The organism is Nocardia sp. NPDC059236 (assembly GCF_042754085.1).
In the GTDB taxonomy this organism is placed as follows: Bacteria; Actinomycetota; Actinomycetes; order Mycobacteriales; family Mycobacteriaceae; genus Nocardia.
On the sequence record NZ_JBHZAF010000011.1, the window covers coordinates 43,820 to 60,380 of the forward strand.

The following is a 16,561-nucleotide window of genomic DNA, read 5'->3' on the forward strand; positions in this document are numbered from 1 at the left end:
CTCGTCCCCAGGGTGAAGACAATCAACACCTGAGGTGACGTCCGGCGGTGGGACACTTTTTGATGACTCTCTCGGTGCCGTTGCGCGCCACACCGTCGAAGCGGTGTTAACAATGAATGCCGACGACGCGATTCGCCGACACGAGAATGGACGGAGAAATGATCCAGCGGATTGCCATAGTCAATAGAGGCGAACCAGCAGTGCGTCTGATCCGGGCTGTCCGCGAGCTCAATGCCGAGTACGACCACGGGATCCGCACCATCGCCCTGCACACCCATGCCGAGCGGCGTGCGCTGTTCGTTCGCCAGGCCGACGAGACCGTCACGCTGCGGCGCAACGGCGCCACCAATCCCTACCTCGACCACGCCGAGCTCGAGCGCGCGTTGATCGAGGCCGCGGCCGACGCGGTCTGGGTGGGCTGGGGCTTCGTGGCCGAGGACCCGATGTTCGCCGATCTCGTCAGCAAGCTCGGCATCACCTTCATCGGTCCGTCCTCGCACGCCATGCGATTGCTCGGCGACAAGATCGAGGCCAAACTGCTGGCCGAGAAGGTCGGGGTCCCGGTCGCGCCCTGGTCCGGTGGCCCGGTCGAGACCGGCGCCGACGCGCGCCGGCACGCACACGCCATCGGCTATCCGCTGATCGTCAAGGCCCGCTCGGGCGGCGGCGGCCGCGGCATCCGCAAGGTGTACGCCGAGGACGAACTGGATCTCGCACTCGAGCGCACCCAGCGCGAGGCCGAACGTTCCTTCGGCGACCCCGTCGTATTCCTGGAACGCCTGGTCACCGGCGCCCGCCACATCGAGGTCCAGGTGATCGCGGACAGCCACGGCACGGTGTGGGCGCCCGGCGTGCGGGACTGTTCCATCCAGCGCAAGAACCAGAAGGTAATCGAGGAATCCTCGTCTCCGGTGGTGACCAAGGACGAGGCCGATCACCTGCGCAAGGTGTCCGCCGACCTGGTGAAGGCGGCCGGCTACTGCGGCGCCGCCACCGTCGAATATCTCTACCAGCCCGACGAGCGACGCTTCACCTTCCTCGAGGTGAACACCCGCCTCCAGGTCGAGCACCCGATTACGGAGACCACCACCGGCCTCGACCTGGTCAAGCTGCAGATCCACGTGGCGTCCGGTGGCACGCTCGACGGCGAATGCCCGACGGAGTTCGGCCACGCGATCGAGGCCCGGCTCAATGCCGAGGACGCCGACAACGGTTTTGCTCCGGCACCCGGCCGGCTGCAACTGCTCAGGTTCCCGCTGGGCTCGGGCCTGCGGGTGGACACCGGCATCGCCGAGGGCGACGTGATCCCGCCGGACTACGACTCGATGGTGGCCAAGGTGATCGCGTGGGGCCGCGACCGCGACGAGGCGCTCGCCCGGCTGCGCACCGGGCTGCGCGAGACCACGGTCGTCGTCGAGGGTGGCACCACCACCAAGTCATTCCTGCTGGACCTGCTGAGCCGCCCCGAGTTGATCTCCGGCGAGGCCGATACCGGCTGGCTGGATCGCACCGGCGCGGGCACCGCGGACGGCCCGACCGCGGTCGCCGATGTCGCGCTGCTGGCCGCCGCCATCGACACCTACGACACCGAGGAAGCGCACGAGCGTGCCGCCTTCCTCTCCTCCGCACGCGGCGGCCGCCCACGGGCCAGGCACGCCATCGGGCGGACGGTGGAGCTGTCCTATCGCAACCAGCCCTACACCCTGGTGGTCGGCCAGGTGGGCCCGCGGCGCTACCAGGTGAGCGGCGATTCCGGTGATCTGGAGGTCGTCGTCGATCGGCTGAGCGCCTTCGAAAGCCGCTACGCGATCGCTCACCGCCGCCATCACGTCGTCTCGGTGGCCGGGCCGACCGGCTACCTGGTCGAGGTGGATGGCGTCGGCCATCAGATCAGTCAGGACGAGGCCGGCATTGTGCGGGCGCCCGCGCCCGCCGTCGTGGTCGCGGTTCCGGTCGCCGTCGGCGACGAGGTCGAGGCCGGCGCCACCCTGGTGGTGCTGGAATCCATGAAGATGGAGACCGCGGTCCGCGCCCCCGGTCCGGGACGGGTCCGGGAACTCAACGCCGTGGTGAACTCGCAGGTGGATGCCGGTGCGCCGCTACTGCGGGTGGACGCCATCGATACCGGTGACGCCCTCGGGAGCGCCGCCGAGAGCCGCCGCGTGGAGTTCGCACCGCTCGAGCAGATCCGCGGCGACGCCCGCTCCGAGGCCTTCGCGCGGCTCGACGCCCTGAGCACCCTGCTCACGGGTTACGACGTCAGCGCCGCCCGAGCCCGCACGCTGCTCGAGGAGTACAACGAGCTGCGCAACGAGCTGTCGGAGGACGACCCGGAGCTGACCGGGGCGGAACTGGCGATCCTGACCACCTTCGCCGACGTCTGCGAGCTGTCCCGCAACCGCCCGACCATCGGCGAGAGCGAGGTGGCCGACCCCGTCCACAGCCCGCGCGAGCACTTCCACTCGTTCCTGCAGTCACTCGATGTGGATGTGCAGGGATTGCCGGAGTCCTTCCGCGCCAGGCTTTCTCGTGCGTTGGGACACTACGATGTGACCTCGCTCGACCGCACGCCCGAACTGGAGGAGGCGGTCTATCGCCTGTTCCTGGCCCTGCAACGGATGGACAACCAGGTACCGGTGATCGCCGGGGAACTCGAGCGCTGGCTGGCCAATGCCGACGAGCGCACCGCGGAGGTGCCCGAGCTCAGGGAGGTGCTCGACCGGCTCATCCTGGCCACGCAGTTGCGTTACCCGCTGATCGGCGACGTGGCACGCACCCTGCGCTTCCGGGTATTCGACGAGCCGCTGATCCGCGTGGCCCGCGAGGATGTGTACGACAAGGTGCGCGGCAGCCTCGCCTACTTGGTCCGGCGGCCCGGCGCCTCCTTCTACGCGCGGCGCGTCGCGGCCATGGTCGACGCCCCGGAACCGTTGACCGGCCTACTGGGGCAATATATCTCGGATCCGAACCCACTGCTCGAGGTGATCACCCGGCAGTACTACCGGATCCACGACCTCGACGATGTGATGGCCTTCGACCGCTCGGGCCGGCACCTGGTGACCGGCACGTTCGAGCTCGCCGGGGAGCGGCTGCACCTGGTCTCCACGGTTGCCGAACATGCCGACCTGCCGGCCACGCTCGATGTCGTGGCCGACGTGGCGGGGCCGAATGTGCCGAATCTGGTTGTCGACGTGTATATTTCGTGGCCCGATGCACCGGCCGACGGGGACGAGCTGTCGGCGGCGCTGCGCACCGAACTGGAAGCGCATCCGCAATCGGGCACTTGGCGGCGTATCTCGGTGGCGGTCCTGGACGGCGACACCGCCGACGTCCGGCACGTCACCTTCCGCCGCACGAAATCCGGTCTCTCCGAAGACCTCATCATCCGCGACATGCATCCGCTCACCGGGCAGCGCCTGGACCTGTGGCGGTTGAAGAACTTCAACGGCACCCGTCTGCCCGCGCCGTCCGGCATCTATCTGTATCACTCTGTCGCCAAGCACAATCCGGCCGACGAGCGGTTCATCGCACTTGCCGAGGTACGCGACTTTTCCGCCAAGCGTGACGAGAACGGCGAGATCGTGACCGTACCGGCGATCGAGCGCAAGATCGCGGCGTGCCTCGACGGCATCCGCCGGGCGCAGACGCAGCGTGAGCCGAAGCGGTTGGACCACAACCGGATTGCGCTGTTCGTCTGGCCGGTGATGGAGATCCCGCCCGACCGCATCGAGGTGATCGCGCGCACCATCGCGCCACTGACCCTGGGCGCCGGACTGGAGGAGATCACCGTCATCGGCCGCCTCTCGACGGGCCCCGACGACACGATCCGTGATGTGGCGCTGCGCTTCTCGTATCATTCGAGCGACGAGATCAGTTTCGCGATCACCGAGCCGCCCACCGATCCGCTGCGCCCCCTCGACGAGTACGCCCAGCGGGTGCAGCGTGCCAGGGCTCGCGGCGCCGTCTATCCGTACGAACTGATCCCGCTGCTGACCCGCGGTCTCGGCAGCTTCACCGAGCTCGACCTCGACTCGTCCGGAAAGCTGGTGCCGGTGGACCGCCCGTACGGCCGCAATACGGCCGGCGTGATCGTGGGGCAGGTGACCACGATCACCGACCGTTATCCCGAGGGCATGACCCGTATCGCCCTGTTCGGCGACCCGACCAAGGCGCTGGGAACCGTCGCCGGGAACGAATGCGCACGCGTGGTCGCCGCCATCGATCTCGCGGAAAGCCTTGGCGTGCCGGTGGAATGGTTCACGCTGTCCTCCGGTGCCACCATCTCGATGGACAGCGGCACCGAGAACATGGACTGGGTGTCGCGCGCATTGCGCCGGATCATCACGTTCACCCAGGGCGGCGGCGAGATCAACATCATCGTCGCGGGCATCAATGTTGGCGCCCAGCCGTATTGGAACGCCGAGGCGACCATGCTGGCGCACACCAAGGGCATTCTGGTGATGACTCCGGACAGCGCGATGGTGCTCACCGGCAAGCAGTCGCTGGACTACTCCGGTGGTGTCTCGGCCGAGGACAACTTCGGCATCGGCGGCTACGACCGGGTGATGGGCCCGAACGGCGAGGCGCAGTACTGGGCGCCGAACCTGACCGCCGCCTGCGACATCCTCTTCGCGCACTACGAGCACGCGTATGTCGCTCCGGGCGAACGTTTCCCGCGTCGGGCGGTCACCACCGATCCGGTCGACCGCGATGTGCGCAGCTATCCGCACGTGCACCGCTCCAGCGACTTCAGCGTCGTCGGCGACATCTTCTCCGCCGAGCAGAACCCGGAGCGCAAGAAGCCGTTCGATATCCGCACGGTGATGCGGTCGGTGGTCGACCAGGACCACACGGTGTTGGAGCGGTGGGCGGACATGGCCGGCGCCGACACCGCGGTGGTGTTCGACGCCCATCTGGCCGGCTATCCGGTGACCGTGGTGGGCTTCGAATCTCGCACGATCCAGCGCAAGGGCTGGGTCCCGGCCGACGGCCCGGACACCTGGACCTCGGGAACCCTCTTCCCGCAGTCGTCGAAGAAGACTGCCCGCGCGATCAACGCCGCCAGCGGCAACCGGCCCGTGGTGATTCTGGCGAATCTCTCCGGTTTCGACGGCTCGCCCGAATCACTGCGCAACATCCAACTGGAATACGGCGCCGAAATCGGCCGCGCGATCGTCAATTTCGACGGCCCGATCGTGTTCTGCGTGATCTCGCGCTACCACGGCGGAGCGTTCGTGGTCTTTTCCGGCGCACTCAACGACAATATGGAGGTGCTCGCGGTCGAAGGCTCGTTCGCCTCCGTGATCGGCGGCGCACCCGCGGCGGCGGTCGTGTTCTCCCGCGAGGTGAACGACCGCACCGCGGCGGACCCGGAAGTGCGCGCGCTCGAGCAGCGGATCGCCGCCGACGGCGCCGAAAGGGCCCGGCTGCGAGTCGAACTGGCCGCCCGGCAGGCCGCGGTGCGGTCGGACAAGCTGGGCGAGGTCGCCGCCGAGTTCGAGGCGATCCACACCATCGCCCGCGCCCGCGAGGTCGGTTCGGTGCACTCGATCATCCCCGCGGCGGCGCTACGCCCGCAGATCGTCGCGGCGATCGAGCGTGGCATGGCCGGCGCAGCGGCCTCCTAGCGTCCCGCGCCGGGAGTTGTCAGGCATCCTCGATGCCCGATCGCTTCTCGACGACCCGCTCGAGGGCGCGCAGGTCGGCCTCCAGCTTTCGGAACAGCCAATAGATGGCCACGAACGCGAGCCCGGTGATCACGCACAACCACAGCACCGAATCCATGATGCGCGCACGCTCGTCCTGCCCGAGGAAGCTCAATCCGGTAACCACGGCGACCAGGGGCACCGATGCGGCTATGCCGAGGTACACCGTGCTTCTGCGGCGCAGTGCGCGCAGGTGGGCGGCATCGCGAGCCGTCGTGCGGCCATGGCGCAAATAGATCGGGTACACGCAACGGACGATGTAGAACGCCTGCACGAAGAACGTGTAGGAAACCGCGAAGGCCGCACATACCAGCACGAACTCCGCCGAATGCACCAGCAGCCGCGGCGGAAGGCGGACCACCGTGCCGAGCAGGGCCACGAACACCCCCGCACCGATCGTCCAGAACACCAGGGTGAACATCACGTCGAAGTCGGCCCAGAACAGGGTGAACGACCGGACCCGCGCCAGCAGCGCCTCGTCGTAACGTCTGCCCTTGCGCAGGCCGCGTGGCACCGCGATCAGATGCCGACAGATGTAGAACCAGCTCACGAGGGCCAGGGGCCAGGCGATCAGGTGGAAGATGTTCGTCAACCGTAAGAGCTCCGAGCGGGTGGGACCACCGGGCAAGAGCCCGCTGCCGAACTGCATGGTTTGCCCGTACAGGTAGCCCGCCGCCAGGCCGTCGGCGACCAATGCGATGAGCCACAGGATCGGGACGTAGTGAGGCGAAAGCCGTGCCCGCCAACTATTCTCCGGCGGATAGACGAGGTCACGGGCCCGCTCGTCGAGGCACAGATCGAACTGCAGCGCCAATTCCGATCCGCTGCCATACCGGTGCTCGCGGTCCGGTGACAGGCAGGCCAGCAGCACCTGCCGCAGCGCCGCAGGGCAATCGGAGGGAACCTCGGACAGGTACTGCGGATCGATGGGCCGGCGGCGTAGTTCGAGCATGCGGCCCAGCGATGTCTCCGACATGCCGGCGAATTCCTCGTCGGCGAACGGGACGCGGCCGGTGAGCAACGCCCACAGCATGACGGCCAACGCGTAGATGTCGCTGCGCGTGTCGAGGTCGGCAGCCGTCGCCGGCAGCTCCGGATGACACGCTTCGAGCTGTTCGGGTGACATGTAGGCCAGCGATCCGCCGAAGTACGCCAGGGGGCTGGTGCCCCGGATGTGCTGGCTGAAGCTGACATTGAAATCGGCGAGCTTGGGTATGCCGTCGGCGCTCAGCAGCACGTTCGCCGGTTTGATGTCGCGATGCAGCACCCCGCGTCCGGCGGCGTGCCCGAGCGCGTCGGCGAGTCGACGCCCCAGCCAGGCAACCGTTTCCGGCCACGTCATCGCCGCGATCCGGGCCCGCACCACCGTATCGGCAGCACGAACCTCACCCTTGTCCTCGAGTACCCCGTCCACGGCATCGAGCAGCACCTGCCCACTGCGCGCCTGCACGGGGGTCGATCGCAGCCGATTCAGCACATCGAGCAGCGTGCCGCCCGGCAGGTACTGCATATACAGCAGCTTGAGCTCGCCGTCGGCGATCAGTCGCTGGTCGAAGATCCGCACGATGTACTCGTGGTCCAACTGGGCCAGGGTCTCCGGCTCGGTGCCGTGGTTGTGCGAGATCTTGACCGCGACCAGCCGCTGCATCGAGCGTTGCCGCGCGAGATACACGCGAGCGAACGCACCCTCCCCGATCATCGTCAGCAGGTCGAAGTCCCCGACCCGGTCCCCCGGATTGATGGCCCCGAGAGCGACCTGCGCGCTCGGGCGAGCAACCATCGTGCTGCGATATTCGGTGGTGTCCAGCTGGACCGGAGGCCGGCCGATCTCCGTGGCTTCGGGCTCGGCAGCCCTGGCTTCGGTCGGCTCCTCCCCCGCAACCGGCTGCGAGCCGCGACGCAGGGCGTGGTATTCCTCGTAGACCAAATCCGCCGGCGGTGGGCCGCTCCGCAGTTCGGCGTACTGCTCGCAATACTCGGCGAGGCGTTTGGGAAAGTGATGCCGAACCCACCGGTTCTCGAGGTCGATCTTGATGAGTTCCACCAGTACCGCACGCCGCTCGGTATCGGCGTCGGGCAGGTACGCCGACAGGTCAGGAGGACACCCCGACGCCGCCCACGCCTGCTCGAACCGGGCCGCGGCCCCGGCGAGCGCCGTACGGCTCCGTTCGGCCGGATCGATGATCAGATCCTCGAAGGGCTCATGCACCACATCGGCACCCCGAAACGTGAATCCCCGAGGTGTGGCCCCACGCGACGATCGACAACCACACCTGAATATCCGACACAGCTTCGGTGCCATCCACCCTGACCGGCACCTCCAAAGCCTATCGCGCAACCATCGAGCACACACCGATACGCGAAGCCCTCAAGCCTTCAACCGGGGGAACAACGCCTCCGCGTTGCCACGGTCGATGGCCGCGCGCAAGGAATCGTCCAGCGGGTAGTTCTCGTATTCGTGGTTGATGAAGTCGACCGCGGCGGGCGGCGCGAAGGGGAAGTCGCTGCCGTAGGTGATGTGGTCGGGTTCGGCGACCGCCAGCAGGCTCGGTAGTGCCGCGGGAGAGGCGGACAGGGCGACGTCGTAGTAGAACCGCTTCAGCACGGTCGGGTCGACGTCGGTAGCGTCGGCCGGAAGTGGCTGCTGCGCAGATGTTTTCGCGATGAACATCGCCAAGAGGATCCGAGAGGCGATGTAGGGGACGAATCCGCCGGCGTGGGCGAGAATGAATTTGATGCCGGGATACCGGTACATGGCGCCGGACAGGATGAGACTGAGCGCCGTGCGGGTGGTGTCGAGCAGGAAGTCGGCCGCGAAGCTCGGGATGCCCGGCACCGGCGCGGCCGGCAATTCGCCCGGGTGAATGAAGACCACGCTCTCGCGCTCGTGCAGCAGTTCCAGCAGTGGCGTGAACTCCGGATCCCCGAGGTATCGGCCATCATTGTTCGCCAGCAGCACGATACCGTCGGCGTGCAGGGTGTCGAGCGCGTATTCGGCCTCGGCCAGCGCGCCGTCCACGTCCGGCAGCGTCAGCGTGGCGAACAGCCCGAACCGGTCGGGTCGCCGCCGCACGATCTCCGCGCCGTATTCGTTCACCTCACGGGCCCAGGTCCGGGCTTCGGCCGTGTCTCCCAGGCAGACTCCCGGTGTGGACAGCGACAGGATGCCGGTCCGGATGCCGCGGCGATCCATGAAATCCACGGCTTCGGATTCCGACCACTGTGGTAGATCGATGCCGCCGGGACGAATTCCCCTGGCGTGCAGCAAGTCCGCGTATTTCGGCGGCACGATGTGTTGATGGGTGTCGATGCGGTTCCCGTGTCCCACGGTTGTCCTCCTTCAGAGGGACGATTCACAGTCGGCGAAATATTCGGCTCGCCGCGCAGTGCGGGCCGAAGCTACGGGTCACCCGTCCACTGCCTGTGCGAGCCGGGGAAGCTGTCGTAGCGGGTTGAGCCGTTCGACCTCCATACGCTGATCGGTATCGAAGATATCGCTCAGCCCCGGGGCAGGATCGTGGGTCCCCGATTGCGGGAGTGTCATGGCACTGAACGGCCAATCCGAGCCGAAGACGATGTGGTCGCGAGCGGTGACCGCGAGCACGCTCGACATGGCCGCGGCCGAGCCGCTCAGCGCCGTGTCGTAGTAGAAGTTCGAGATCTGCCCTGCGGTATCCAGCAGCGAGGGCTTCGGCCACCCCTGCGGCCACATCTGCCCCACCACGGTTTCCGAGGCCACCCCGACCCGCCAGGACAGGAAGGGCAGGGTGCCTCCGGCGTGGGCGAGTTGGAAGCGAACATTCGGGTACCGCTGGGTCACCCCGGTGAGCATCATCATGGTGGCGGCACGGGTGGTGTCGAAGGTGAATTCCTCGAGGAAATCCGGCAGCGGCAGCGCAGGTTTCGCGGTTCCGGGGATGGCCGCGGGATGGACGAAGACATACGCGCGGCGTTGTTCGAGCGCGATCATCAGCGGTTCGAAACGCGGATCGCCGAGGTAGACGCCGTCGTAGGCCGACAGCAGGATGACCCCGTCCAGATGCAGGTCGTCCAAGGCGTGGATCGCCTCCTCGATGGCGGCCGGGATGTCGGGCATCGGCAGTACCGCGAACGCGCCGAAGCGGGTCGGGTCGGATTTGAAAAGCCCTGCCGCATAGGTGTTGCAGTAGCGGGCCATGTCGGCGGCTTCCTTGCCGGACAGGAACGATACGCCCGGGTCGGACACCGAAAGCGCTTGCGCCTGAATGCCGTAGTAGTCCATGAACGCGATCGCGGCTTCCGGCGACCACTCGGGCGTCGGGTAGCCACCGATGGTGAGGTGCCCGTGCTCGAGCAGTGCGGCGCGGTAGTCCGGCGGCAGGAAATGCGCATGCAGATCGATGCGGTAGGTGCCGGTGGGCGCGGGCTGCTGGGCGCGGACAGGAACCGCCAGGTCGATCGGCACGGCCGCAGCGGTTGCCGCGGCGCCGAGCGTACCGGCGACAACGCCGCCCAGAACCCGGCGGCGGCTCATCGTCGCCGGCGGCTGCGGGAAGGATTCGCGCACTTCGTTCATCGCTTTCTGAATGGGGAATTGCGGGGTGGGAGGGCGAAATCGTGTCTGATGGATTTCTCAGATATGATTCGCGTACCGTTTTCGACCGGAAGTGAGACCATGGCAGCCGAACCCGTCACTCGGAATCGCGTCGACCGGCGGCGCGAGCGCACTCGCAATGCGCTGCTCGGCGCAGCACGGAAGTTCTTGTCGGAGGGGCGATCCGCGGTCAGCATTCAAGAGATCACCGACGCGGCCGATGTCGGTTTCGGATCCTTCTACAACCACTTCGACTCCAAGGAACAGCTCTTCGACGAGGCGGTGCGCTCGGCCCTGCAGGTCTACGCCGAGCTGCGTGACGGCATCGTGGAGCTCTACGACGACCCGGCCGAGGTGTTCGCGGTCAGCTTCCGGATGACCGGGCGGCTGCAGCGGCAGATGCCGGAAATGGTGAAGGTGATCCTGCATTCCGGCATGTCGATCCTGCTGCGCGAGGAGGGCCTGGCCCCGCGCGCCCGCCGCGACATTCTCGCCGCGCAGGAGGCGGGCCGCTTCGAGCCGATGGATGCGGATATGGCGATCATGGCCGCCGGCGGTGCCCTGCTGGGCCTGCTGCAGCTGCTGGACGCCCAGCCCGACGCCGACGCCGACGCCCGCACCGACGAGATGACCTTCCACATGCTGCGCATGTTCGGCATGAACAAGCGAGCCGCGCAGAAGCTCACCAGCAGTCCGCTGCCGCAGTTGCCGCAGCTGCCGCAATCCTGAGGTCACCCCGCCCGGCCGCCGATCAGGTCGAGGGCGATATCGACGATCATGTCCTCCTGCCCGCCCACCAGGCCACGGCGACCGGCCTCGGTCAGCAGGTCGCGGACATCGACTCCATAAGTGGCGGAAGCCTTTTCGGCATGCCGCAGGAAGCTCGAGTACACGCCCGCGTAGCCCAGGGTGAGCGTCTCGCGGTCGACCTGCACGGGCCGGTCCAGCAGCGGGCGGATCAGATCGTCCGCCGCGTCGGTCAGCTGGTTCAGCGCCGCCCGGTGTTTCCAGCCGCTGAGCTCGGCGACGGCCGCGAACGCCTCCAGCGGCGTATTGCCCGCTCCCGCACCGAGACCCGCCAGCGACGCGTCGACGCGAACAGCGCCCTCTTCCACGGCGACCACGCTGTTGGCAACGGACAGCGAGAGATTCTGGTGCGCGTGGATGCCGATCTCGGTGGCCGGCTCCAGCACGTCGCGATAGGCCCGCACCCGGTCACGGACCCCGGCCATGGTCAGCCTGCCACCGGAGTCGGTGACGTAAACACAGTGCGCGCCAAACGATTCCATGAGCTTCGCTTGGTCCGCGAGGCCGGCCGGGGTGTTCATGTGGCTCATCATCAGGAAGCCGGACACGTCCATGCCCAGATCGCGGGCGTAGGCGATGTGCTGGGCCGCGATATCGGCCTCGGTGCAGTGGGTGGCCACCCGCACCGAGCGCACGCCGAGGTCGTGGGCGCGGCGCAGATCGTCGATGGTGCCGATACCGGGCAGCAGCAGCGTGGTGAGCCGGGCGCGGGTGAGCGCACCGGCCGCCGCTTCCAGCCACTCCCAGTCGGTGTGGCTGCCAGGACCGTAGGTCAGGCTGCCGCCGTGCAGGCCGTCGCCGTGCGCGACCTCCACCGCGTCGACACCGGCGGCATCCAGTGCAGCTGCGACGGCGGCGACGGTTTTCGGCGTGATGCGGTGCCGCAGGGCATGCATGCCGTCCCGCAGCGTCACGTCCTGGAGGAAAATCTCTGTCATCGGACACTCTCCAGGGTGGTGGCGGCGATGCGTTCGGCGACGCGCACGGCGGCCGAGGTCATGATGTCGAGGTTGCCCGCGTAGGCGGGCAGATAGTGTGCGGCGCCTTCGACTTCGAGGAATACCGAAACCTGGTGGGTGACAACGGCGTCACCGACCAGAGTGTGCAGGGGCGCCCCCGGGGCGACCGGCGTGATCTGCACGGCCTGCTTCAGCCGGTAACCCGGCACGTACGCGGCGACATCGGCGATCATGCGCTCGATCGAATACCGCACGGCCGCATGGGTTCCCGGATCCGGGTCGCCGATCAGCGCCAGCACGGTGTCGCGCATGATCAGCGGCGGTTCGGCCGGATTGAGGACGATGATGGCCCGCCCGCCGGTCGCCCCGCCGACGGCTTCGATGGCGTGCGAGGTGGTCTCGGTGAACTCGTCGATATTGGCGCGAGTGCCCGGACCCGCCGACTTCGAGGCGATGGACGCGACGATCTCGGCATACGGCACCTCGGTGACGCGGGCGATGGCGGCGACGATCGGAATCGTGGCCTGTCCCCCGCAGGTCACCATGTTCACGTTGGGCGCGTCCAGGTGCTGGTCGATATTGACCGCGGGCACGACGAACGGGCCGATCGCGGCCGGAGTCAGGTCGATCAGCCGCTTGCCGTACGGTTCGAGCGCGCCGGCGTTGGCGCGATGTGCACCGGCGGACGTAGCGTCGAAAACGATCTCGATCTCGTCGAAGTGCGGCATGGCGATGAGTCCTTCGACGCCCCTGGCCGTCGTGGGCACGCCCATCCGGTCTGCGCGGGCCAGACCGTCGGAGGCCGGATCGATGCCGACCATGGCGGCCATGTCCAGCGTCTCGGAGTGCCGCAGTACCTTGATCATCAGATCGGTGCCGATATTGCCCGGGCCGATGACGGCGACTTTGGTCCGGTGACTCATTGTTCCTCCTCCAGCGTGAATTCGACGGTGCCGAGTGTTCTTGCGCCGCTGGACAGTTCGGAGTGCACCCGGGCGCCCGGACGCAGCGGCGCCATCGGTCCGAGCGCGCCGGAGAGCACGATCTCCCCGGCCCGCAGCGGGTCGCCGAAGTCGCGGGCGGTGCGGGCCAGCCAGGCGAGCGCGTTCAACGGGTCACCGAGGCAGGCGGAGCCCGTTCCGGTCGAGACGATCTCGCCGTCGATCGCCATGGTCATCTCGACTTCCCACGGATCGAACTCGTCCAGGGAAAGCCGATCGGGGCCGAGCGCGAACCATCCGCTGGAGGCGTTGTCGGCAACGGTATCGGCGAAGGATATGTCCCAGTCGGCGATTCGGCTGTCGACGATCTCGAGCGCTGGGACCGCGTATGCCACGGCTCCCCGCACGGTGAGCGCGTCGAGCTGGTCGAGATCGAGATCCGCGTCGAGCACGAAGGCCAGTTCGGCTTCGACCTTGGGTTGCAGCAGCCGAGGACGTTGCGGCGCAGGGGTTTCGGCGACATTCATGTCATCGAACAAGACGCCGAAGTCCGGCTGATTCACCCCGAGCTGCTGCTGAACGGCGGGCGAGGTGAGGCCGATCTTGCGGCCGACGATGCGCGCACCGGATTCGACGCGGCGACTGGTGCCTATGCGTTGCACCGCGTAGGCCAGCTCCACATCGTCGGGGCCGATGACGTCACGGACGGCCGGAACCGGTATCCCGGTCCGTGTCGCGGCGGACAACCGCTCCGCCGCGATGAGGACCGCGGATGGATGGGTCGCAATGGATGTCATCGAGCCTCCTCGAGGTGGCGGTCCTGTGCCGTGAGGGGACCGAAGTGTGTTGGCGCCAATCCGATTCGACGGGTCGATCCGAGGACCTGCCGAAGCAGCTCGGTGGCCAGCGGGCCGCCGTGCCCGGCCGCGGCGGTGCCGAAGACGAACCGGTCCGGGCGTAGCAGCACGAGCCCGCGGGCGCCGACGCCGGCCTTGCCGAACCACCGGGTCAATGCACCGGTGTGGTCCTCGACGTCCGTGTGGTCGTGTCCCGCGGAGCGGCCGTCGCCCACCACGCCCTGTGGACGGCCTCCGAAGGGGTAGACGGTGATGAACCGCGTGCCCAGTGCCCGCAGCGCTGCGAGGTCGTCCGCGTCGAACGCTGTGCGGGGGTCCATTCCGTAACCGAGCACCGCGAATCCGAGCCCGAGCACATCATCGAGACGCTGATGGTGGCCGGCGTAAGTGCGTACCTCCGGCTGAGGAGAAAGGGTGCCCTCGACCCCGCGCAGCCCGAGCCGATGGCGGGGCAGTCCGAGGTAGGCGTCGTTCCGGAATCGCGGTCGCGGCTTCATCTTCGCCGCGCGAATCCAGCCGCCCAGCCCGGGGACACGCAGCGCGGTGGCGAGCGCGAGGTCTCGGCCCGCGGCCAGCAGCTTGTTGTCGATGGAGACGAAGCTCTTGTTGAACACCGAAAAGTCGATCATGGCTTTGGCATGCGGCGCACGTTCCGATTCATAACTGTTCAGAATCGCCTGGCTCGCACCGTGTTTGATGACCGCGGTGAGCTTCCACGACAGGTTGTCCGCGTCCCGGACCCCGGAGCCCATGCCCTGGCCGACGAACTGTGGGGTCATGTGCGCGGCGTCGCCCGCAATGAGGATCCGGCCGACTCGCCACCGGTCGGCGACGACTGCGTTGAAGGTGTAGACCAGCTTGCGCAGCACCCTCACCTCGTCCGGATCGACGTAGCGAGCGATGTGGCGGCGGACGGTCTCCGGATCCTCCATCTCTTCCTTCGTCTGCGAATCGGTCAGCATGAACTCGAAGCGGTGATGCCCGCCCGGCTGCGGACAGGACACGACCGGCAGCTCGGGATCACAGACGAAGTTGAAATAGGGCAGATGCCGGAACGCGTCCACGCCGTCCTTGGCCGCGAGGTCCACCACCAGCCACCGCTCGGGAAAACTGGTGCCGGTCATGTCGATTCCCAGCTTGGTCCGTACCACGCTGCGGCCGCCGTCGCAGCCGACCAGGAACTTGGCCTGCACCCGCTCGGTGGTGCCCGCGTCGATGTCGGCTTCCTGCTTGCCGTACCCGGTACCCCGGCACTCGGCGTGCTCGACGGTGACGCCATCGGCATCTTGGTCGAAGTCGACGACCGCCCGGCCGCGGCGCACGGTCACGTGCGGATATTCACCCAGCGCGCCTTCGAGGGTGTTTTCCAGGTACGGCTGGTACAGGAAGTTCACCACCGGCCAGCTCAGTGGCCGCTCGACCTGCTTGAACTGCACCAGCACGTGGCCGTCGCTGCGTACCCATTGCACGGCGGAGTCGACGTTCATGTCGGCCACGAGTTCTTCTGCGGCACCGGCGGTTTGGAAGATCCGCATGCATTCGTCATCGGTGTAGACCGCGCGCGCCAGGCCGTAGTACTCCGGTTCGCGTTCGAGTACCAGCACGCTGATCCCGCGCCGACCGAGCAGATTGGCCAGGGTCAAACCGGTCGGACCGAGGCCGACGACCACGACGTCGTAGTCGATGGTGTTCATCGTGACAATCCTTCTGCGAGCTGAGGAACGGTGATCTCCGGTGTTCCGACCGAACGCAGGGCCTGACGGAACTGGGCGAACTTGTCCAGCACGGTCTCTCCCACAGGGGTGTGCCCCCAGATGCTGATGCCCTGGTATGTGGTGGGCTCCCAGGTGGATTCGAGTTCCGGGCCGATGACGATCGGGTTCCAGCCCACCTCGAGTTCGAAGCCCGACGGGGTCACGCTGTAGTACGACAGCTGCCGATCGTTGGTGTGCTGGCCGACCGACCACGCCATCCGGAAGCCCAGGTCCTTCACCCGTTGGAAGGAGGCGAGCATGTCGTCCAACGTCAGGGACTGGATATTGATGTGCTGCACCCGGGTCCGGATCGGATCGATCTTCACGCCGCGCAGATTGGCGATGGCAATGGAGTGGTGGCGCTCGTTGACCCGCAGGAAACGGATCTTCATCTTCAGCCCAGAGACGTTCTCGTCGATGTAATCGGACAACCGGGAGTCGAAGACGGTCTCGTAATAGCCGCGCAACGCCTCGGGCTCCCGCGAGACGATCGCGACGTGCCCCATGCCGGCCTCACCGGTCACCCAGCCGGAGCTGAGCATCCGCAAGGGCTCGGGGGTGGTCACCGGCACCGTGAAGATCTCCTGCACCATGCCCTTCGGCCCGGCGAAGCGCCACAACCGCTCCACGCCGCGCAGGGCCGCCTCGTCGGCGGTGCCCTCGGCGATCGGCACGCCGCGATCGGTGACCCGGGCGATGATGCGGTCGAAGGTCTCGTGGTCATCGATCTGCCAGCCGAGTGCGGTCACGTCCTCGGCGGGACCACGCTGGACGAGGAAGCGACAGGTGTGGTCGTCGAGGCGGAAACGCAGCCCGACGCCGTCGAGGGCATCGACGTGCATCCCGATCGCATCGGCACCGAAGCGTCGCCAATCGGCCTGCCGATTCGATTGCACGACAATGTATCCGAGATGCACCGCGCCGAAGACCGAGCCGTCGGTGTTGGGACGCAGGAACGCGTTCAC

General features: G+C 67.4%; 10 protein-coding genes. 2 read left to right on the top strand and 8 right to left on the bottom strand.

Features of this window, described 5'->3' with window-relative positions; translation table 11 throughout:
* Positions 1–158: 158 nt before the first annotated feature.
* On the top strand, positions 159–5,627 hold the full coding sequence (locus tag ACFXIV_RS27255; protein ID WP_379399043.1) for a biotin carboxylase N-terminal domain-containing protein: 5,469 nt from the start codon (positions 159–161) through the stop codon (positions 5,625–5,627).
* Between the two features lie 19 nt (positions 5,628–5,646).
* Here the strand turns inward: ACFXIV_RS27255 and ACFXIV_RS27260 are convergent, their stop codons facing one another.
* From ACFXIV_RS27260 to ACFXIV_RS27270, 3 genes are all read right to left on the bottom strand, one after another.
* Positions 5,647–7,917 carry a serine/threonine-protein kinase gene (locus ACFXIV_RS27260; RefSeq protein WP_379421343.1) on the bottom strand — a complete coding sequence of 757 codons (2,271 nt, stop codon included), beginning with the start codon at positions 7,915–7,917 and terminating at the stop codon, positions 5,647–5,649.
* A gap of 156 nt (positions 7,918–8,073) precedes the next feature.
* Positions 8,074–9,033, bottom strand: coding sequence for an amidohydrolase family protein (locus ACFXIV_RS27265; protein WP_379399045.1), 960 nt, complete (start codon positions 9,031–9,033; stop codon positions 8,074–8,076).
* A 78-nt stretch (positions 9,034–9,111) separates the two neighbouring features.
* Complete coding sequence (locus ACFXIV_RS27270) at positions 9,112–10,260, bottom strand: amidohydrolase family protein (RefSeq protein WP_379399046.1); 1,149 nt, start codon at positions 10,258–10,260, stop codon at positions 9,112–9,114.
* Between the two features lie 99 nt (positions 10,261–10,359).
* On the opposite strand from ACFXIV_RS27270, the gene ACFXIV_RS27275 reads away from it, so the two are divergent.
* Positions 10,360–11,007: a TetR/AcrR family transcriptional regulator gene (locus ACFXIV_RS27275; RefSeq protein ID WP_379399047.1), complete on the top strand. Its 648-nt coding sequence runs from the start codon at positions 10,360–10,362 to the stop codon at positions 11,005–11,007.
* A gap of 2 nt (positions 11,008–11,009) precedes the next feature.
* On the opposite strand, the gene dmpG is transcribed toward ACFXIV_RS27275, so the two are convergent.
* Genes dmpG through ACFXIV_RS27300 form a run of 5 tightly spaced genes read right to left on the bottom strand, consistent with a single transcriptional unit; the run spans position 11,010 to position 16,561 of the window.
* Positions 11,010–12,023, bottom strand: a complete 1,014-nt coding sequence (gene dmpG, locus ACFXIV_RS27280; protein WP_379399048.1) for a 4-hydroxy-2-oxovalerate aldolase — start codon at positions 12,021–12,023, stop codon at positions 11,010–11,012.
* Complete coding sequence (locus ACFXIV_RS27285; protein ID WP_379399049.1) at positions 12,020–12,967, bottom strand: acetaldehyde dehydrogenase (acetylating); 948 nt, start codon at positions 12,965–12,967, stop codon at positions 12,020–12,022. Before ACFXIV_RS27285 ends, dmpG begins: the two co-directional genes overlap by 4 nt.
* The gene (locus ACFXIV_RS27290) at positions 12,964–13,782 is read right to left on the bottom strand and encodes a 2-keto-4-pentenoate hydratase (protein ID WP_379399050.1); all 819 of its coding nucleotides are present in this window, start codon (positions 13,780–13,782) and stop codon (positions 12,964–12,966) included. The genes ACFXIV_RS27285 and ACFXIV_RS27290 overlap by 4 nt, the downstream gene beginning before the upstream one ends.
* Positions 13,779–15,536 (bottom strand): bifunctional 3-(3-hydroxy-phenyl)propionate/3-hydroxycinnamic acid hydroxylase, encoded by a 1,758-nt coding sequence (locus ACFXIV_RS27295; protein WP_379399051.1) that lies wholly within the window; start codon positions 15,534–15,536, stop codon positions 13,779–13,781. The genes ACFXIV_RS27290 and ACFXIV_RS27295 overlap by 4 nt, the downstream gene beginning before the upstream one ends.
* Positions 15,533–16,561: a VOC family protein gene (locus ACFXIV_RS27300; RefSeq protein ID WP_379399052.1), complete on the bottom strand. Its 1,029-nt coding sequence runs from the start codon at positions 16,559–16,561 to the stop codon at positions 15,533–15,535. The genes ACFXIV_RS27295 and ACFXIV_RS27300 overlap by 4 nt, the downstream gene beginning before the upstream one ends.

Bases quoted from the DNA above. Each gene is read 5' to 3' on its own strand.
- ACFXIV_RS27255 (WP_379399043.1), top strand. From the start codon at position 159: ATGATCCAGCGGATTGCCATAGTCAATAGAGGCGAACCAGCAGTGCGT.
- ACFXIV_RS27270 (WP_379399046.1), bottom strand. From the start codon at position 10,260: ATGAACGAAGTGCGCGAATCCTTCCCGCAGCCGCCGGCGACGATGAGC.
- ACFXIV_RS27275 (WP_379399047.1), top strand. From the start codon at position 10,360: ATGGCAGCCGAACCCGTCACTCGGAATCGCGTCGACCGGCGGCGCGAG.
- dmpG (WP_379399048.1), bottom strand. From the start codon at position 12,023: ATGACAGAGATTTTCCTCCAGGACGTGACGCTGCGGGACGGCATGCAT.
- ACFXIV_RS27285 (WP_379399049.1), bottom strand. From the start codon at position 12,967: ATGAGTCACCGGACCAAAGTCGCCGTCATCGGCCCGGGCAATATCGGC.
- ACFXIV_RS27290 (WP_379399050.1), bottom strand. From the start codon at position 13,782: ATGACATCCATTGCGACCCATCCATCCGCGGTCCTCATCGCGGCGGAG.
- ACFXIV_RS27295 (WP_379399051.1), bottom strand. From the start codon at position 15,536: ATGAACACCATCGACTACGACGTCGTGGTCGTCGGCCTCGGTCCGACC.